This is a genomic window from Herbaspirillum sp. CF444 (assembly GCF_000282135.1).
Classification (GTDB): domain Bacteria; phylum Pseudomonadota; class Gammaproteobacteria; order Burkholderiales; family Burkholderiaceae_D; genus Herbaspirillum.
Genome location: NZ_AKJW01000070.1, coordinates 22,993 through 42,116 on the forward strand (window position 1 = coordinate 22,993; position 19,124 = coordinate 42,116).

Genomic DNA, 19,124 nt, shown 5'->3' on the forward strand with positions numbered 1-19,124 from the left:
AACATACAGGCAACAACTTTCATCAAGGGCAAGAATATGTTTTTTTCGACACTGCGCATGCGCCTGATCGCCTTGTGCGTTTCGGTAGTGGTGCTGGCGATGCTTGCCATCATCGGCGCCAATTTTTTGACGAGCAAGTCGCGCATGCTGGATTCGCTGGACCGCCAGACGCGTCAACTGTCGGACAGTCATGCGGCAACCATTGCGGAATGGGTGGCGTCGAAGAAGTCGGTCGTCACTTCCATCAAACAGGCGGCCGACATGGCCGATCCGCTGCCTTTCGTCAAGGCGGCGGAACAGGCCGGCGGCTTCGATCTGGCCTACATCGGCTATGCGGACAAGCACACCGTGTTCTCGCAGGAACGCACCCGCGCACCGGATTACGATCCGACCAAGCGCTCCTGGTATACGCTGGCCTCGCAGGTGGCCGGTCCGGTGGTGACTTCGCCGTACACCAGCGCAAGCACCGGCAAGCTGCTGGTGACTTTTGCCGAGAGTATCGGCGCGACCGGGCAGGTCAAAGCAGTGGCGGCGGCGGACGTGTTGCTGGACACGGTGGTCCGCATTATCGTGGCGATCAAGCCTACGCCTGAGAGCTATGCGTTTCTGGTCGACAGCAAGGGCAAGATCATTGCGCATCCCGATACCAAACTGACCCTCAAGCCGATTGCAGATCTCGACAAGGACCTCTCGGTGCCGACGCTGGCCGAAGTCGAGAGTACGCATCAGAGCAAGCAAATCCGCCTGAACGACCGCGACGGCATGCTTTATGTTTCCAAGGTCGCCGGCACCGACTGGCTGCTGGTGGTGGTGCTTGACCGTGCCGACGCCACGTCGCCGCTCAAGGCAATGCTGGGATCGTCGGCTGCGACCGCACTGGTGGTGACGGCGCTGGTCTGCCTGTTGCTCAGCGTGCTGATCGCCAAGGCCTTGCAGCGGCTGGCGCTGGTGCGCAATGCGCTGGGCGAGATTGCGGTCGGCGACGGCGATCTGACGCGCCGCCTGGATGCCAACGGTCGGGATGAGCTGGCGCAGATCGGCCTGGCATTCAATCAGTTCGTCGACAAAATCTCCGCGGTCCTGCTCGATATCCGCAAGGCCAGCGACACCATCAAGGAAGCGTCGCGCGAGATCGCCGAGGGCAACAGCGATTTGTCCGCGCGCACCGAAGCGCAGGCCGGTTCGCTCGAGGAAACCGCATCGGCCATGGAAGAACTGACCGCAGGCGTCAAGAGCAACGCCGACAATGCGCATGAAGCCAATCTTCTGGTCGCTTCCGCATCCGACATTGCCGCCCGCGGCGGCGACATGGTCGGCCGGGTGGTCGATACCATGGGCGCCATCAATGAATCGTCCAAGAAGATCGTCGACATCATCAGCGTCATCGACGGCATCGCTTTCCAGACCAATATCCTGGCGCTGAATGCCGCCGTGGAAGCCGCACGCGCCGGAGAGCAGGGACGCGGTTTCGCGGTGGTGGCGTCGGAAGTGCGCAGCCTGGCGCAGCGTTCAGCCACGGCCGCCAAGGAAATCAAGGTGCTCATCGGCGATTCCGTCGAACAAGTCGAACAGGGCAGTCAGCTGGTGGAGCAGGCCGGCGCCACCATTCGTGAAGTGGTCGACAGCGTCAAGCGCGTGAGCGAAGTCGTGGCGGAAATCAGCACCGCCAGCCGCGAGCAGAGCGACGGCATCAACCAGACCAACCAGGCGATCACGCAGATGGATGAAACCACGCAGCAGAACGCCGCGCTGGTGGAGCAGGCCGCGGCGGGCGCGCAATCCTTGCAGGAACAGGCGATACGTCTGGCCGGCGCGGTGAGTTCGTTCAGGCTGAACTGATGTCGTGCTGGCATCGGTGCACTAAGCAATAGCGACACCGATGCAGAAGTAAAAAGACGCCGGGCTGCTGAGAATATCGGCAGCCCGGCGTCTTTTATCGGGCAGTTCTTTTTGCGCTTATTTGTTGCGCTTGTTTTTCATGCTTACTTGGTTACTTGGCGATCAGGTCCGGCGCCATCACCGCGCGCAGATAATTGGTCGTGATGTCGCCGCGTTCGCGCTGGGCGATCCACCAGACGTTGGCTTTGCGAATCGACCATTCCTGCGGCATGCCGCCGATGAGTTGCGCCGCCACCAGGCCCAGCGTCGGCTGATGGCCGATGACCAGCACCGGTTCGCGGCTGTCGGGCCAGTTGGCGGCGGCGAGCAGGTCTTCCGGGCTCTTGTCCGGCGCCAGGTCGGTGTGAATCTTGAACTTGCGCCCGAGCGCTTCGGCCGTCTGCACGGTGCGCGTGGCCGGACTGACCAGGATGCGGCAACTCTCGGGCAGGTTGCGGTCGAGCCAGTCGGCCATTTTCCAGGCTTGCTTGTGTCCCTTGCCGGTCAGCGCGCGACCCTCGTCCGGCTCACCCAACTCCGCTTCTGCATGACGCCATAAAATCAGTTCCATGGGGACTCGCCTCTGGTTGATTGGTTGATTTTCAATGCGCGTGGTCCGGGTTGTCATTCCTCGACCAGCGGAGCGGCGATGCCGAGCGCATGCATCAGATGCGCCTGTGCGCTGAACGCTGCCTGGCGCGTGCGTGCCTTTTTGAGTGCATAGACGCCGTCGCAGTTCAAATGCCATGCATTGGTGTTGTCTTTCAGGTAAGGATCGAGTCCCTCGCTGATGATGCGCTTTTTCAGCGTCTTGTCCAGAATCGGGAAGGCTACTTCGATGCGGCGGAACAGATTGCGGTTCATCCAGTCGGCGCTCGACAGATACACGTCGTGCGCCAGATCGTTGCGGAAATAGTAGATGCGCGAGTGTTCCAGATAGCGGCCGATCACCGAGCGCACGCGGATGTTTTCCGACAGGCCTGCCACGCCGGGACGCAGCGCGCAGGCGCCGCGCACGATCAGGTCGATCTTCACGCCGTCGGCGGAGGCCGCATACAAGGCGCGGATGACCGATTCGTCCAGCAGCGCGTTCATCTTGGCGATGATGCGCGCAGGACGGCCTTCGCGGGCGATCAGCGCTTCGTTGCGGATGGCGCGGATGATTTCCTTTTGCAGCGAGAACGGCGCCAGCCACAGGTGATTCAGGGTGCGCGGCTTGGTCAGCGTGGTCAGGTGAATGAAGACCTCGTTGACTTCGGCGGTCAGTTCGCGATGCGAGGTCAGCAGGCCGAAGTCGGTATAGAACTTGGTGGTGGTCGGGTGATAGTTGCCGGTGCCGAGATGGGCATAGAAATGCAGCGCGTTGTCTTCGCGGCGGATCACCAGCGCGATCTTGGCGTGGGTCTTGAGGCCGACCACGCCGTAGACGACTTGCGCGCCGGCTTGTTCCAGCTTCACCGCCCAGTTGATGTTGGCTTCTTCATCGAAGCGCGCCATCAATTCCACGATGACGGTGACTTCCTTGCCGCGCTGGGCGGCGTGGATCAGCGCTTCCATCAGGTCGGAGTTCATGCCGGTGCGGTAAATCGTTTGCTTGATCGCCACCACGTTCGGATCGTGTGCCGCCGTGCGGATGAAATCCACCACCGGCTGGAACGACTGGAAAGGGTGGTGCAGCAGCACGTCGCGCTTTTTCAGCACGGCGAAGATGTTTTCGTTTTGCAGGTTCGGCGGCAAGGTCGGTGAAAACGGCGGGAAGCGCAAGGCCGGTTCCGACACCAGGTCGACCAGTTCCGACAGGCGCACCAGGTTCACCGGGCCTTTGACGGCATACAGGCGGTTGCGCTCGATGGAGAACTGATTGAGCAGAAACTGCGCGAGATGTTCCGGGCAGTTGCTGGCCACTTCCAGACGCACGCCGACGCCGAACTGGCGGCTTTGCAATTCGGTCTGCAAGGCCTGGCGCAGGTTTTTGACTTCTTCTTCGTCGACCCACAGGTCGCTGTTGCGCGTGACCCGGAACTGCGAATAGGCGGTGATCTCGCGGCCGGTAAACAATTCGGCAATATGCGCGTGAATCACCGACGACAGCAGGCAGAACGACACGCCTTTCTTGTCCGACAGGCCGTCGGGCAGGCGGATGACGCGCGGCAGCACACGCGGCGCCTTGACGATGGCGATCGCCGTGCCGCGGCCGAAGGCGTCCTTGCCGGACAGTTCGATGATGAAGTTGAGGCTCTTGTTGAGCACCTGCGGGAAGGGATGGGCCGGGTCCAGGCCGATCGGCGTCAGCAGCGGGCGCACGTTCTGTTCGAAGTACTGTTTGACCCAGGCACGCTGGGCGTCGTTGCGGTCTTCGTGGCGCAGCAGGTGGATGCCTTTGTTGGCCAGCTGCGGCAGGATGTCCTTGTTCAGCAATTCATACTGGCGCGCCACGATCTGGTGGCATTCGATGCTGGTGCGTTCCAGGGCTGCGCTCAGCTCGGGCGGGTCGATGTGTTCACCCTCGATGCGGTTTGCCAGCAGGCTGGCGATGCGCACTTCGAAGAATTCGTCGAGGTTGCTGCTGCAGATGCACAAATAGCGCAAACGCTCGAGCAAAGGAATGTGCTTGTTTTCCGCCTGAGCCAGAACGCGGCGATTAAACGCCAATTGCGACAGTTCTCTATTCAGATAAATGGCTGTCGGATTGATTTCTGTGTGAGCGCTGTCTTCCGGCTTTTCTTTTCTGGTCATGCGTGATTCCTGTATTCCTGGCAATTTTTTCGCAGTGTAGGGCGGCTGTATGACAAGTTAATGACAAGTCCGGAAGAGTCTTGTCACAAACGTCTGCTCCTTTGCCTCATTGATTTTCCTTGCGGAAATTAATTGTCTGCTTTTGATTCTACCTTAGCCCTTGAACCATGCCGGATATTGCATAAAAGGAATTATTTCCTTTTCCTTCATGACAAGGGTGGGTCATAAACTCGTCACAATTGCTGGTTAAAGTTCACCCCGTCCCTGGAACTCATTCCATAAGTGCGTCGTTCGTCCGGATAACTGGGACGACGATTTATGAAATGGGTTCTTCGACAAACTATCTCGTCAAACAAAGGAGCAAGACATGGGGTTTCATCACATTCTTAAATCTGTTGCGGTAGCAGTGTGTGGCACGGTCGCGTTTTCTGCAGCAGCACATGCAGCAGAAATCACCGGCGCAGGCGCATCGTTTCCGTACCCGATTTACGCCAAATGGGCAGAATCGTACAAGGCTGCTACCGGTAACAGCCTGAACTACCAATCCATCGGTTCCGGTGGCGGCATCAAGCAAATCAAGGCAAAGACTGTCGACTTCGGTGCATCCGATGCTCCGCTGTCGCAAGCTGAACTCGACGCTGACGGCCTGACGCAATTCCCTGCAGTCGTCGGCGGCGTTGTGCCGGTCATCAACCTGGAAGGCACGACTCCAGGCCAGGTCAAGCTGTCCGGTCAAGTGCTGGGCGACATCTACGCCGGCAAGATCACCAAGTGGAATGCTCCTGAAATCGCTGCCCTGAACGCAGGCGTCAAGCTGCCGGCGGAAGACATCACTGTCGTTTATCGTTCCGACGGTTCGGGCACATCGTTCGTGTTCACCAGCTACCTGTCGAAGGCTAACGCCGACTTCAAATCCAAGATCGGCGCGGGCACCGCAGTCAAGTGGCCAGTCGGCGTGGGCGGCAAGGGCAACGAAGGCGTTGCAGCCAACGTGCAAAAGGTCAAGGGCGCAATCGGCTACGTCGAATACGCTTACGTCAAGAAGAACAAGCTGAACTACACCCAGCTGAAGAACAAGGACGGCACATTCGTGTCGCCTGACGACGCTACTTTCAAGGCAGCTACTGCCGCCGCCGACTGGGCCAAGACGCCGGGTTTCGCAGTTGACTTCACTGACGCAGCCGGCAAGAACAGCTGGCCTATCAGCAGCGCAACCTTCATCCTGCTGCACAAGGCACAAGCTGCCGACGGCGCCAAGGGCAAGGAAGTCCTGAAGTTCTTCGACTGGGCCTACAAGAACGGCGGCGCAGCTGCTGCCGATCTGGACTACGTGCCACTGCCAGCATCGGTCACCAAGCTGGTTGAAGATTCCTGGAAAGCCAATGTCAAGGACAGCTCCGGCAAGGCAATCTGGTAATCAGTATTCAGTACTGCCCCGGGTACGCCCCAGCGGCGTACCAAATGTGCATTAACTGAAACATGGCAGGGCTGCGGTGGGCCAATCAGGTCTCCGCAGCCCGCTACTAAATGGTGAAAACAATGAGCTCAAACATCTCTGCCACGACCATGTCGAACACCGATCTAGGTAAGCCTCCCGTAGATACGTCTGCGCAGCAAGCTCACGAAGAGCTGTTGGCAACGATGCGCAAGCAACGCATTCAAGATTTCCTCTTTCATAAAGTCACGCTGATCTTCGCATTGTCGGTATTGCTGATGCTCGGCGGGATTATCGTTTCTCTTTTCATCGGCGCCTGGCCGGCCTTCCACGAATTCGGTCCCGGCTTCATCACGCGCGTGGAATGGGATCCGGTCAACGACCAATACGGCGCCGCGATTGCCATCGTCGGCACGCTCTCCACTTCGCTGATCGCGCTGCTGATCGCTTTCCCGGTCAGCTTCGGCATCGCACTGTTCCTTACTGAAATCTGCCCGAGCCGCCTGCGTCGTCCGCTCGGCACCGCAGTTGAGTTGCTGGCCGGCGTGCCCAGCATCATCTACGGCATGTGGGGTTTGTTCGTATTCGCACCTCTGTTTGCGGAATACGGCCAGCCCTTCCTGAAAGCCACCATCGGCCAGTTGCCGGTGATCGGCGCCTTGTTCCAGGGCCCGACCATGGGTATCGGCATCATGACCGCCGGCCTGATCCTGTCGGTCATGATCATCCCGTTCATCGCTTCCGTGATGCGCGACGTGTTCGAAGTCGTGCCGGCCGTGCTGAAAGAATCCGCTTACGGCCTCGGCTGTACCCGTTGGGAAGTGGTGCGCAAGGTGGTGCTGCCGTACACCAAGACCGGCGTGGTCGGCGGCGTCATGCTCGGCCTCGGCCGTGCATTGGGCGAGACGATGGCGGTCACCTTCGTGATCGGCAACTCGCACCGTTTGTCGTGGTCGCTGTTCGCCGCGGGCAACAGTATCGCTTCCACACTCGCCAATGAAATCGCCGAAGCCTCGTCGAAGCTGCACGTTTCGTCGCTCTTCGCACTCGGTCTGATCCTGTTCGTGATCACCTTCATCGTGTTGTCCGCGGCGAAGATCATGTTGATGGGCATGACACGCAAGGAAGGTGCCAAATAATGAATCAACCTGTCAATCAAACGGCCGCTCCGGCGCAAGCTGCACACGCCAGGCCCGAAATCAATTCGCCGATGAACCCGGTGTATCGCCGCCGCCTGCTGCAACATCGCATCGGCATGCTGTTCTCTTTCCTGGCGATGGCAGCCGGCCTGGTCGTTCTGGCCTGGATTCTGCTGACGCTGATGATCAAGGGCTTCAGCGCGATCAACATCGGCATGCTCACGCAAAACACCCCATCGCCGGGCGGCGACGGCGGCGGTCTGCTCAACCCTATCATCGGCAGCCTGATGATGGTCGGCATCGGTACCCTGATCAGCACCCCGATCGGCATTCTGGCCGGCATCTACCTGGCTGAATACGGCGAAGAAAGCAAGCTGGCGCAGGTCACGCGTTTCGTCACCGACATCATGCTGTCGGCGCCATCGATCGTCATCGGTCTGTTCGTCTACGCGATCTACGTCGCCAACGTCGGCCATTTTTCCGGCTGGGCCGGCACTTTCGCCATCTCGCTGATCGCGATTCCGGTGGTGGTGCGTACGACCGACAACATGTTGAAGCTGGTGCCAAGCAGCCTGCGCGAAGCGGCATTCTCGCTCGGCGCGCCGCGCTGGAAAGTGGCGATGATGGTGCGTCTGCGCGCCGTCAAGGCCGGCGTCGTGACCGGCGTGCTGCTGGCGGTGGCGCGTATCTCCGGCGAAACGGCGCCGCTGCTGTTCACTGCGCTCAACAACCAGTTCTTCAGCACCAACATGAATCAACCGATCGCCAACCTGCCGGTGGTGATCAACCAGTTCGCCATGAGTCCTTACGACAACTGGGTCGCACTTGCATGGGGTGGCGCCTTGCTGATCACGTTCAGCGTCCTCGCCCTGAACATCCTGTCCCGAACCATGTTTAGCCAACGCGTTCCAGGCTAAAAGATACGCATAACAAGCGAACCCAGATAAGTGAATCGACAAGAGAACACTATGACTACTCAGACATCCGCAACTGCAGACAAGAAATCGACCATTGAAATTTCCCAGTTGAATTTCTACTACGGCGGTTTTCACGGCCTGAAGAACATCAACATGAACATCTTCGAAGGCAAGGTCACCGCCTTCATCGGTCCGTCGGGCTGCGGCAAATCGACATTGCTGCGCACCTTCAACCGCATGTACGACCTGTACCCGGGCCAACGCGCCGAAGGCAAGATCATGTACGCCGGCAAGAACATCCTTGAACCGGGCCAGGACTTGAACATGCTGCGCGCCAAGGTCGGCATGGTGTTCCAGAAGCCGACGCCGTTCCCGATGTCGGTCTACGACAACATCGCCTTCGGCATCCGCCTGTACGAAAACCTGCCCAAGGGCGAAATGGACGAGCGCGTCGAATGGGCGCTCAACAAGGCGGCCTTGTGGGGCGAAGTCAAGGACAAGCTGAACAAGAGCGGCCTGTCCCTGTCGGGCGGTCAGCAACAACGTCTGTGCATCGCCCGCGGCGTCGCGGTCAAGCCGGAAGTGCTGCTGCTGGACGAGCCGACATCGGCGCTGGACCCGATCTCGACGGCCAAGGTGGAAGAGCTGATCGGCGAACTGAAGAACGACTACACCATCGCCATCGTCACGCACAACATGCAACAAGCGGCGCGCTGCTCGGATTACACCGCCTACATGTACCTGGGCGAATTGATGGAGTTCGGCGAGACCGACCAGATTTTCATGAATCCGGCGCGCAAGGAAACCCAAGACTACATCACTGGCCGCTTTGGATAAGGTACGGCATAAGCTACTGCGCGGCCCGATGTCCGCGCTGTGATGCTCGCCGTACCCCAGTACGGCTGCGCTTCTCGCGCAGACCTCGGGCCGCTCGCTACGCTTCTGCCGCACCTCTTGAGGTCAGTTATTTTTAATTATTTTTTAAGGACGTGACATGACAGGCGATCACTCTTCCAAGCAATACGATGCTGATCTGGAAACCATCCGTTCCAACGTGCTGGCCATGGGCGGCATGGTGGAGCGTCAGTTCCAGGATGCGATTTCGGCTTTCCGCAACGGTAATCTCGAACTCGCTGCACGTGTGATGAAGGACGACGAGGCGGTCAATCGTCTGGAAGTCGAACTCGACGACGCCTGCAGCCACCTGATCGTGCGTCGTCAGCCGACTGCCAACGATCTGCGCACCGTGATGGCGACCATCAAGATCATCACCGATCTGGAGCGCGTCGGCGACGAAGCCACCAAGATCGCACGCAATGCGATCCATCTGCACAAGCGCGGCAGCGTCGGTCCGATCAATCATTTCGAGACCGTGCGCGTCATCGCCGAAGAAGCATCGGAAATGCTGCGCAGCGCGCTGGATTCCTTCGCCCGTCTGGATACCGATCAGGCGACCGCCCTGATTGCACAGGACGCCAGCATCGACCACGGCTTCCGTTCGATCACGCGCAGCCTGGCAACCTTCATGATGGAAGATCCGCGCACGATCTCGGCATCGATCGACACGCTGTGGGTGGCCAAGGCCATCGAACGCATCGGCGACCATGCCAAGAACATCGGCGAATACGTGATCTACGTCGTCGGCGGCAAGGATATCCGTCACACCGATTTCGGTGCTGCCAAGATCCTTGCGTCGGACGAAGAGTAAGCGATCGGCGTTCTCCTTGATCAATCCTGACGGCGCAACTCCATGACTACCATCCTGATCGTTGAAGACGAACCATCGATTGCCGAACTGATTGCCTTCACGCTCAAGGAGGCAGGCTGGTCCAGCTTCGTGGTGTCGAACACGGCGGCGGCGTGGGAATTTGTCCAGCGCCGCGCGCCGCAACTGGTGCTGCTGGACTGGATGCTGCCGGACCGCAGCGGCCTGCATCTGCTGTCGCGCATTCGCGGCGATCGCCAGTTGCAGCAGCTGTCGGTGATCATGCTGACCGCCAAGAGCATGGAAGAAGACAAGATCGCCGGCCTCGACAACGGCGCCGACGATTACATCACCAAGCCGTTCTCGCCGCGCGAGCTGACGGCGCGCATCAAGGCCTTGCTGCGGCGCAAGAGCCCGGAGTTCGCCCAGGAAGAAATGATCGTCGGTCCGGTCACGCTGGACCCGGCCAGTTGTTCGGTCGCCCTCAACGGCGACAAGATCGACATCGGCCACGCCGAGTACAAGCTGCTGAAGTTCTTCATGGCGCATCCCGACCGCGTGTTTTCGCGCAGCCAGTTGCTCGACCGCGTCTGGGGCGATCACGTCGTCATCGAAGAGCGGACCGTCGACGTGCACGTGCTGCGCCTGCGCAAAGCCTTGCGCGACGCGGAGCACCTGATCAAGACCGTGCGCAGCGTCGGCTACATGTTGTCTGCAAAATAACAAAAAAGATACACGCAGGCAGGCGCAACCCCTTTGGAGACATGGGGAATCCCGAAAGACCTCTATACTGGATGCTCGATCGTCATCGCGACAATCGAGTCAACCTGATTCTGAATAATGAGTTTTACATGAGTCCACAACTGCTGTTTTGGGTTCCGGCTGCCCTGCGTTTTCTGGTTTGCCTGGCCGGCGTCGGTATTGTCTGGTTTTTCTTCGGCGCCACCGCCGGGCTGATCATCGCCCTGATCGGCATGGGCGCACTGGCGTTTACCCAACTGCATTACCTGTTCCGCCTCGGCAGCTGGCTCGACAATCCGCATCAATCCAAGCTGCCGGACGGCTGGGGCGCGTGGACCGATATTTTTGCGCGCCTGTACCGCATGCGTCGCGATGACGAAAAAAACCAGATCGAACTGGCCGAATGGCTGGCGCGTTTTCGCCAGGCGATGAGCTTGTTGCCGGACGGCGTGGTGATCATGGATGACGTGTTGTTCCTCGAATGGTGCAATCCGGCGGCGCAGCAGCATCTGGGTTTGCAGCTCGAACGCGACAAGGGCATGCGGGTGACCAACCTGATCCGCAATCCGGCCTTCATCGACTACATCATCCTCGGCCGCTATGAGCAGCCGCTGACCCTGGCCGTGCAGGAGCGCAAGCTGATCGTGCAGATCATTCCCTTCGAAAACCGCCGCCAGATCCTGGTCACCCACGACGCCACCGAATCAGAGCGCATCGACATGATGCGCCGCGACTTCATCGCCAACGCTTCGCACGAGTTGCGCACGCCGCTGACCGTCATCAACGGCTTCCTCGAAATCGCCTTGGCCCAGCCCAACCTCGATACGGAAATCCGTACCGCGCATCTCAAGCTCATGACCGAGCAGGGCCAGCGCATGCAAAACCTGATCGGCGACATGCTCACGCTGACGCGCCTGGAGTCGGTCGACTACCCGTTGCGTTCCGAGCGCGTACACGTCAGGCCGCTGCTGGAAGGCATCCTGGAAGAAGCCAAGGCGCTGTCGTCCGGCAAGCACAGGATCACGCTGGAAGCGGACGGTCCGGATTTGCAGGGCAACGTCGACGAGCTGCGCAGCGCCTTCAGCAATCTGGTTTCCAACGCCGTGCGTTACACGCCGCAAGACGGCGCCATCAAGCTGAACTGGGAGCGCAAGCCGGGCGGCGGCGCGCAATTCGTCGTCAAGGACAACGGCATCGGCATCAGCCAGGAACATATCGCGCGCCTGACCGAACGCTTCTATCGCGTCGACAAGAGCCGCTCGCGCGAAACCCAGGGCACCGGCCTCGGCCTGGCCATCGTCCGCCACGTCCTGCTGCGCCACCGCGCGACGCTCGGCGTGGAGTCGATGCCGGACAAGGGCAGTACCTTCACGGTCTGTTTCCCGGCGAGTTTGCTGATTGAAGAGTTTGTGCCGGTGGAGAGCAACTGAGTTGTCGTCTCGGAGGGCAGGGGCACGTCCTGCAGCCGGTACAGGTATTTAAAAGGCCCGCCGCTCGGTGGGCCTTTTCTTTTTTGAAGCATCGAGCCGTTAAAGAAAACCGATTGATATCCAGGGGATGAAAGTAATTGCAATCAATCCCAGTAGCAGCATTCCTAAATAGAGCCAGATACGTTTCAGCGCCACTTCCGGTTTCACTTCGCCGATAATGCAGGCGGCGTAGTAGCAGAGGCCAAAGGGCGGGGCGAAGACGCCGAGTCCCATGGCCAGTATCACGACCATTGCGTAGTGAATTTCATGGATGCCAAGTTGGCGCGCTACCGGAAATAGCAATGGGCCGAACAGCACGATGGCCGGGATGCCTTCCAGCACGCTGCCAAGGACGATGAAGGCCGCGATGGAAACCAGCAGGAAGCCGGTTGCACCGCCCGGCACCGCCGTCATCATTGCCGCAAGGTCATGTGAAAAGCCGGATTGCGTCAATGCCCATCCCATCGCGCTGGCTGCACCGACGATGAACAGAATGGCGCCGGACAATGCGGCCGTCTGCACCAGGATCGGCAAGGCCATATGCCACTTCAGGCTGCCGCGATAAATGATCAGGCCGACGATGAGCGAATAGGCGATGCCGATGGTCGAGACCTCGGTCGCGGTCGCCACGCCTTCCACCACGGCAGTACGGATGACGAAGGGCAGCAGCAAGGCGGGCACGGCGATGGCGAAGGTTTTCAGTACGCGCTTGAACGGCGCGCGGCTGGTCGCGACATGGTCCGATCCCGCGCGCCACCAGGCGACGACGGCCAGCACGATGGCAAGGACGAAAGCAGGCATGATGCCCGCGGTAAACAGCGCCGCGATCGATATTCCCGTCACGGAAGCAATCGCAATCAGGACCAGCGAGGGCGGGATGGTTTCGCTCATCGCGCCGGAAGCCGCCAACAGGGAAATCAATTCGCTGTCCTGCATGCCGCGCTTGCGCATTTCGGGAAACAGCACCGGCGCCACTGCCGCCATGTCTGCGGTTTTGGAGCCGGAGATGCCGGATACCAGCAGCATCGCGCCCAGCAGCACATACGACATGCCGCCGCGCACATGGCCGACCAGCGCCGCCAGGAACTCCACCATCACGCGCGCCAGGCCGGTGGCATGCACCAGCTGGCCCAGCAGGACGAACATCGGCACCGCCAGCAGGATCAGGCTGCTCATGCCTTCATCCATGCGGCCGACGACAATCACCACCGGCGTGGTCGTCGTTGTCAGCAGATACGCACAGGTCGCAATCGCAAAAGCGAACGCGATCGGAGCACCGGCCATGACTGCCGCGCCCAGCAAGCCGATGAAGAAGATCGGCAGCGCGCTTTGTCCCATGGCGGTAAGCATCGGCGCCCCCAAGTAGCAGGCTCCGGCGATGACGGCCAGCATTGCTGCTACCGTAAGGATGTCGCGCTTGTTGTGATGCATCAGGCGCAGCGCACAGCTCACCAGGGCGACCAGAAAGCCGACCGGTACGGCCAGCGCCCGCACCATGCCGCTCCAGCCCAACGCGGGTGTTTCGACGAAGCCCTGGTCTTCGACGTAGTCGAAGCTCGGATGGATCATCATCACGAGCAGCACGGCGGTGACGCCCACGGCAAGCGTCTCTGCCCATGCCTGAGCGCGCGGCGACAGTTTCGATACAAAGAAGGTGAGGCGCATATGGCAGGAGCGCTGCACCGCCAGTGCGCTGCCCAGCATCGCGAGCCACAGAAACAGAATGGACGCCAGTTCATCGCTCCAGATCAGCGAACTGTGCAGCACCGAGCGGGCAATGATGCCGATGAACAGCAGCGCCACTTCTGCCATCAGTACGCCGGCGGTGAGGACTTCCACCGATTTTTCCAGCCAGTGCTGCGCGCTGCCCAGCATATTGCCGGCCGGGCCGTTCAGCGGCATGGGCGGTGCGGCGCTATGGACGGCGCTCACGACATTTTCCCTACGACGGCCTCCAGCGCAGCCCATGGCGCAGCGCCGAACTTGTCGCGCCATTCCTTGTAAAAGCCTGCGTCGGCCAAGGCCTTGCGGAAGGAGTCGCGATTGGCGGTTTCGAAGATGATGCCTTTTTTGGCGAGCTGGTCCTTGAGCGTGGTATTGAGCTGCTCAACGTCACCGCGTTGTTCCATATAGGCGCGATCAAACTCGCGCTGCACGATTTTCTTGAGATCGTCGGGCAGGTTGGCAAACGCGCGGCGATTGCCTAGCATCCAGAACGGGTCCCAGATGTGATTGGTCTGGGTGATGTACTTCTGTACCTCGTACAGTTTGCCGGAGTCGATCGCGACCAGGCCGTTTTCCTGGCCGTCCACCAGTTTGGTTTGCAGCGCCGTGTAGAGTTCGTTGAAGTTGATCGAGGTCGGGTTGGCGCCCAGGGATTTGAACAGCGAGGTGAACATCGGCGACACCGGCACGCGGATGCGGTATCCCTGCAAGTCGGCAGGGGTCTTGATCGGTTTGGAAGCCGAGGAAATCTGGCGGAAGCTGTTGTCGCCGGCCTTGGCCACCGAGACGAAACCGCTCTTGTCGATCTGCGCGCGGATCAGCTTGCCCAGATCGCCGTCGACGCTGCTCCACACTTGCTGATAGTCGGAATACGTGAAGCCGACGTTGGTGATTGCTGCCAGCGGCACGACGGTAGAAATAACCGAGCCGGCGATATTCAGGAATTCAACCCCGCCCGAGCGCACTTGTGTCAGCAGATCGGTATCCGAGCCCAGTTGGCTGGCCGGGAAAAAGCGGATGTCGAGTCGACCGGCACTGGCTTCGCGGATGCGATCGGTAGCCTGCTTCAGGCGCGCATTGATCGGCTGGTCGAGCGATTGGCCGGTCGCCAGCTTGTAATTGAATTCGGCGGCGCGTGCCGGGCCGGACCAGACAGTGAACAATGGTAGCGAGGCTGCGGCGGTCAGCAAGGTGCGACGCTTGGCGGAAGGTCGCTTCGACGATGGCTCGGGCGACGAATTCGACGAAAAATCGCCGCGTGGCGGTTTGATTGGGGTCATGCTGTTGTCTCCAGTTTTTATAGGTCGGTATCCGCGTCAAGGCGGCTTCCTCAGAGGATGCGCCTTATTTCTGCCGGATGCAGTGCAGCTTGTCTGGCTGCGGCAATCGACATGTCTGTCGACTGCCTTCGAGATTCTCCGGTCGCTTTCTGTGAGCTTGCCTGGGGAATCCGTGATTGAATGTAAAAGGTTTGTTGGTGAAGTACAATTAATTTATTTTTAAGAATCGTGTAGAAAATTTAAAGAGTTGACGCCATGTATCTTCCTCTTCGCTCGATCAGTGTTTTCCACGCGGTAGCACGCTCCGGCAGCATTTCGAGCGCAGCGGAAGAACTCAATGTCACCCCTTCGGCGGTCAGCCAACAGATCCAGGCGCTGGAGACGCATCTCGGCACTTCGTTGATGGTCAAGGTCGGCCGCGGCGTCGCCCTGACCGAAGCCGGCGAGCGCTATTTTTCCATGATCGCCGAGGAGATCGACCGCATTTCCGAGGCGACGCAAAGTATTCGCGGCCTGCGTCCCGTCACGCTGCTGACGGTGCGGGCGACGCCGACCTTGTCGAGCAAGTGGTTGCTGCCGCGACTACGTTCATTCCTGGATGCCAATCCTGACCTGGAAGTACGGCTGAACGGCACCAATGAAGTGACCGATTTCACGCGCGAGACGGTGGACGTGGAAATCCGCCACGGGCGTGGCCAATGGCCGGGCCTGTTCACGGAAGGACTGACCGAGGAATGGTTTTTCCCGGTGTGCAGCCCCTCTCATGCGGCAGCGGGCAGCATGAGCGTCGCCGACGTGGCGCAACATCGGCTGATTCAGTCTGTCAAGTCGCAGGTGCAATGGCCATACTGGTTTTCCATGAGCAAGATCACGCCGCCGAATCAGATGCGCCGGGTTCTGTTCGATCGCAGCCACATGGCGGTCGATGCGGCCGCCGACGGCATCGGTCTGGCGTTGGAAAGCAGCCTGATGATGTGGCGCGAACTGCGCGACGGCAGCCTGGTTTGTCCGGTGCGCAATCCGCCGAAGATTTCCCAAACCACCCAATGGATCGTCTGCCCGGTTGATCACCTGCGTAAAAACAAAGTCAGCCTCTTCATTGACTGGCTGCGCGTGGAAGTCGCGCAATGGCAGGCGGAACAGGCGCAGTATCTGCGTTTACCGTTCTAGAAGTTACCTCTTCCTTTTCTCTCCTCTTTCCCTCGTCTTTTCTACTTTTTAGAAAAACTAAGCATTTCCATCGTAAATGTTAATTGTTTTAACAGGATGCGCTGAGTAAACTTTTTTGCACGAGTTGGGCGAGTCCAAGCTGCGCAAGAAGCAGTTCGCTCAATGCGTAAGAGTCTGTCGGCTGGTTTGTCCCATGGCGCTGGTTCACGCGTGGTGGCGCAAGGCATAACGGCAATTTCACGCTTTCAGGTATCGCACCCAAAGCCCAGAACGCGAGAGACAAGGGCGATACCTTCTGTCATTGACGAGGATTAAAAATGAATCTGTACAGCTTGCTGCGCGAACGCGCGGCGGCCGGTCGCCCGGTGCGCGTCGGCCTGGTCGGCGCCGGTAAATTCGGTTCCATGGTGTTGGCGCAGGCCCGGCTTATCGAAGGCATGCATATCGTCGGCGTCGCCGATCTGAATGTGGAAAAAGCCCATGCCGCGCTGGAACGCGTGGGCTGGGAAAAGGCCAGATATCAGGCCAAAACGCTCGGCGACGCGGTCAAGAACGGCACTACCTGCGTGCTGGAAAACGCCGCCGCGCTGGCCGATTGCCAGGAAATAGAGTGCATCATCGAAGCGACTGGTCATCCAATCGCCGGCGTGCGCCACGCCTTGTCGGCCATTGATGGCGGCAAGCACGTGGTGATGGTCAATGTGGAAGCCGACGCCATGTGCGGCCCCTTGCTGGCTGCGCGCGCCAAGGCCAAGGGTCTGGTCTACAGCATGGCCTATGGCGACCAGCCTGCAATCATTTGTGAACTGGTCGATTGGGCGCGGTCCTGCGGTTTCGAACTGGTCTCGGCAGGCAAGGGCATGAACTACGAGCCGCGTTACCGTTATTCGACTCCCGACACTGTCTGGGGATTCTTCGGCTGGACCGAAGAAGAGGTCGCCAAGGGCGATTTCAATCCCAAGATGTACAACTCTTTCACCGACGGCACCAAAGCCGCGATTGAAATGGCGGCTGTCGCCAACGGCACCGGCCTCGATTGTCCTGACGATGGGCTGGCATTTCCGCCTACCGGCCTGCACGATCTGGCCAGCGTATTCCGCCCAGCAGCCGACGGCGGCCGACTGGCGCGCAGCGGCCTGGTCGACATCGCCGCCAGCCAGGAGCCGGATGGTCGCGAAGTCTTCAACAACATCCGCTATGGCGTCTTCGTCACCTTCAAGGCGCCGACTGAATATGCGCGCGCCTGCTTCAAGCAATACGGCCTGCTGGTCGACAAGTCGGGTTGGTATGGCTCGATGTGGCGACCGTTCCACATGATCGGCCTGGAAACCAGTATCAGCGTGTTGTCGGCAGTATTGCGCGGGGAATCCACCGGATGCTCGAAGGAATTCCGTGGCGATGCCGTTGCTACCGCCAAGCGCGACTTGCAGGCCGGCGAGATGCTGGACGGCGAAGGCGGCTATGCCGTGTGGGCCAATGCGATCCCTGCTTCGAAGAGCCTCGCGTTGGGTGCGTTGCCGATCGGTCTGGCGCACAACGTCAAGCTCAAGCGCCCTGTGAAGAAAGACACTGTCGTTCGCTTCGAGGATGTCGAGCTGTCGAGCGATCTGGACGTGGTGAAACTGCGTCAGGAAATGGAACGGCATGCTCGCGCCAATCCGGGTGGCAGCATCTTGTTGCGTTAGGAGTCGCGCATGACAGATGTCGCAACAGCATTTGTCGTCATTGCAGAGTTCGAGGTCAAGTCCGCCAGCATGGCGGATTTCCTCGCGCTGGCGCATGACGATGCTTATCATTCGGTCGTCGATGAAACAGGTTGCCGCCAGTTCGACGTTGTGTGTTTTCCGGACTCGACGCGTGTGCTTTTTTACGAAGTCTATGACAACCGGGCTGCATTCGATCTGCATCTGGAAACGCCGCATCTGGCGCGTTTCAGGGTGGGCTTCCCAGCCTGTATTGAGCGGGAATTGCCGGTGCGTTTTGGTAGCGGCAGAGTCGGAAGCGCAATATGACGGCGCCGCTCAACATCGGAACAATCGGCTTTATCGGCACCGGCATCATGGGTTTTCCAATGGCACGCCATCTGGCGCAGGCCGGCTATCGCGTGCAGGCCTGGAATCGTACCCCGGAGAAGGCGCAGCGCCTCTCCGCATGCGGCGCCACGATAGTCGCCGAGGCCACCGACGTCGTCCGCAATGCAGATGCGTTGATATGCATGCTGAGTTCCGGCCCCAATTGTGATGCGCTGCTGCTGGGAGAGCACGGACTGATCGCGGGCATGCGCGCCGGAAGTCTGCTTGTCGTCATGAGTTCGATTCCCGTCGAGACCGCGCGTCATCAGGCGCAGCAGGCTGCGGCACGCGGGGTCGCCTACGTCGATGCTCCGGTATCCGGCGGCGAAAAGGGCGCGATCGAAGCCAGCCTGGCAATCATGGCGGGCGGCACTGCGCAGGCCTATGAACAAGCATTGCCGTTGCTGGAAAAAATGGGACGCCCGACGCATGTCGGTCCGGCAGGATCCGGAGAACTGGCCAAGTTGGTCAATCAGATGATGGTTGCCAACAACATCGCCAGCGTGGCCGAAGCTTTGCTATTGGCTGAGCGCGGCGGCGCAGATCCGGCGAAAGTTCGGGAAGCATTGCTTGGCGGCTTTGCAGACTCGACGATATTGCGCCAACATGCGCTGCGCATGATTAGCGGCGACTTTGCCCCAGGCGGCCCGGCACGCTATCAGGTCAAAGACACAGGCACTGCGATTCGTTTCGCCGCTAGCGTGGGGCTGGATTTGCCGATGCTGAACAAAGCCGATCAGCTATTCTCCGACATGCTGGAAAACGGAGACGGCGATCTTGATCACAGCGGAATCATACGGGAACTGCGTCGGCGTAATCAGCTCCCGCCGTGAAGCGCAATTTTTGCTTCTTGCCGG

General features: G+C 59.8%; 16 protein-coding genes. 12 read left to right on the plus strand and 4 right to left on the minus strand.

All coding sequences use genetic code 11. From position 1 onward, the window contains the following. The first annotated feature begins 36 nt into the window (after window positions 1-36). The gene (locus PMI16_RS16535; protein WP_007881575.1) at window positions 37-1,839 is read left to right on the plus strand and encodes a methyl-accepting chemotaxis protein; all 1,803 of its coding nucleotides are present in this window, start codon (window positions 37-39) and stop codon (window positions 1,837-1,839) included. A 151-nt stretch (window positions 1,840-1,990) separates the two neighbouring features. Here PMI16_RS16535 and PMI16_RS16540 read toward each other — a convergent pair whose 3' ends face one another. After that, window positions 1,991-2,449 (minus strand): SixA phosphatase family protein, encoded by a 459-nt coding sequence (locus PMI16_RS16540; protein WP_007881576.1) that lies wholly within the window; start codon window positions 2,447-2,449, stop codon window positions 1,991-1,993. Between the two features lie 53 nt (window positions 2,450-2,502). Next, window positions 2,503-4,614: a polyphosphate kinase 1 gene (gene ppk1, locus PMI16_RS16545; protein ID WP_007881578.1), complete on the minus strand. Its 2,112-nt coding sequence runs from the start codon at window positions 4,612-4,614 to the stop codon at window positions 2,503-2,505. A gap of 367 nt (window positions 4,615-4,981) precedes the next feature. Here ppk1 and pstS point away from each other — a divergent pair, with 367 nt between their 5' ends. The 7 genes from pstS to phoR all read left to right on the plus strand — a co-directional run bounded on the left by pstS (window position 4,982) and on the right by phoR (window position 11,981). After that, the gene (pstS, locus tag PMI16_RS16550; protein WP_007881582.1) at window positions 4,982-6,031 is read left to right on the plus strand and encodes a phosphate ABC transporter substrate-binding protein PstS; all 1,050 of its coding nucleotides are present in this window, start codon (window positions 4,982-4,984) and stop codon (window positions 6,029-6,031) included. 122 nt (window positions 6,032-6,153) lie between these two features. Then, a complete protein-coding gene (pstC, locus tag PMI16_RS16555) occupies window positions 6,154-7,188 on the plus strand; it encodes a phosphate ABC transporter permease subunit PstC (protein ID WP_443134896.1) in 1,035 nt (344 codons plus the stop codon). Next, window positions 7,188-8,105 (plus strand): phosphate ABC transporter permease PstA, encoded by a 918-nt coding sequence (pstA, locus tag PMI16_RS16560; RefSeq protein WP_007881585.1) that lies wholly within the window; start codon window positions 7,188-7,190, stop codon window positions 8,103-8,105. The genes pstC and pstA overlap by 1 nt, the downstream gene beginning before the upstream one ends. Before the next feature lie 51 nt (window positions 8,106-8,156). Then, window positions 8,157-8,942, plus strand: coding sequence for a phosphate ABC transporter ATP-binding protein PstB (gene pstB / locus PMI16_RS16565; RefSeq protein WP_007881586.1), 786 nt, complete (start codon window positions 8,157-8,159; stop codon window positions 8,940-8,942). Window positions 8,943-9,099: 157 nt separating this feature from the next. Beyond that, window positions 9,100-9,813, plus strand: a complete 714-nt coding sequence (phoU, locus tag PMI16_RS16570) for a phosphate signaling complex protein PhoU (RefSeq protein WP_007881590.1) — start codon at window positions 9,100-9,102, stop codon at window positions 9,811-9,813. Window positions 9,814-9,855: 42 nt separating this feature from the next. Next, a complete protein-coding gene (locus tag PMI16_RS16575; RefSeq protein WP_007881593.1) occupies window positions 9,856-10,533 on the plus strand; it encodes a response regulator in 678 nt (225 codons plus the stop codon). Between the two features lie 128 nt (window positions 10,534-10,661). Next, window positions 10,662-11,981: a phosphate regulon sensor histidine kinase PhoR gene (gene phoR, locus PMI16_RS16580; RefSeq protein ID WP_034380982.1), complete on the plus strand. Its 1,320-nt coding sequence runs from the start codon at window positions 10,662-10,664 to the stop codon at window positions 11,979-11,981. Between the two features lie 99 nt (window positions 11,982-12,080). Here the strand turns inward: phoR and PMI16_RS16585 are convergent, their stop codons facing one another. After that, window positions 12,081-13,922, minus strand: a complete 1,842-nt coding sequence (locus tag PMI16_RS16585; RefSeq protein ID WP_007881595.1) for a TRAP transporter large permease — start codon at window positions 13,920-13,922, stop codon at window positions 12,081-12,083. Between the two features lie 26 nt (window positions 13,923-13,948). Continuing rightward, complete coding sequence (locus tag PMI16_RS16590; protein WP_007881596.1) at window positions 13,949-15,025, minus strand: TRAP transporter substrate-binding protein; 1,077 nt, start codon at window positions 15,023-15,025, stop codon at window positions 13,949-13,951. A gap of 255 nt (window positions 15,026-15,280) precedes the next feature. Between PMI16_RS16590 and PMI16_RS16595 the strand changes: the two genes are divergently transcribed. The 4 genes from PMI16_RS16595 (at window position 15,281) to PMI16_RS16610 (ending at window position 19,100) form a co-directional block, all read left to right on the plus strand. Next, window positions 15,281-16,195 carry a LysR substrate-binding domain-containing protein gene (locus tag PMI16_RS16595; protein WP_007881597.1) on the plus strand — a complete coding sequence of 305 codons (915 nt, stop codon included), beginning with the start codon at window positions 15,281-15,283 and terminating at the stop codon, window positions 16,193-16,195. A 317-nt stretch (window positions 16,196-16,512) separates the two neighbouring features. Further along, on the plus strand, window positions 16,513-17,880 hold the full coding sequence (locus tag PMI16_RS16600) for an NAD(P)H-dependent oxidoreductase (protein WP_007881599.1): 1,368 nt from the start codon (window positions 16,513-16,515) through the stop codon (window positions 17,878-17,880). Window positions 17,881-17,889: 9 nt separating this feature from the next. Next, window positions 17,890-18,207: a putative quinol monooxygenase gene (locus PMI16_RS16605; protein WP_007881601.1), complete on the plus strand. Its 318-nt coding sequence runs from the start codon at window positions 17,890-17,892 to the stop codon at window positions 18,205-18,207. Continuing rightward, window positions 18,204-19,100 (plus strand): NAD(P)-dependent oxidoreductase, encoded by an 897-nt coding sequence (locus PMI16_RS16610; RefSeq protein WP_007881602.1) that lies wholly within the window; start codon window positions 18,204-18,206, stop codon window positions 19,098-19,100. The genes PMI16_RS16605 and PMI16_RS16610 overlap by 4 nt, the downstream gene beginning before the upstream one ends. The last annotated feature ends 24 nt before the right edge of the window (window positions 19,101-19,124 follow it).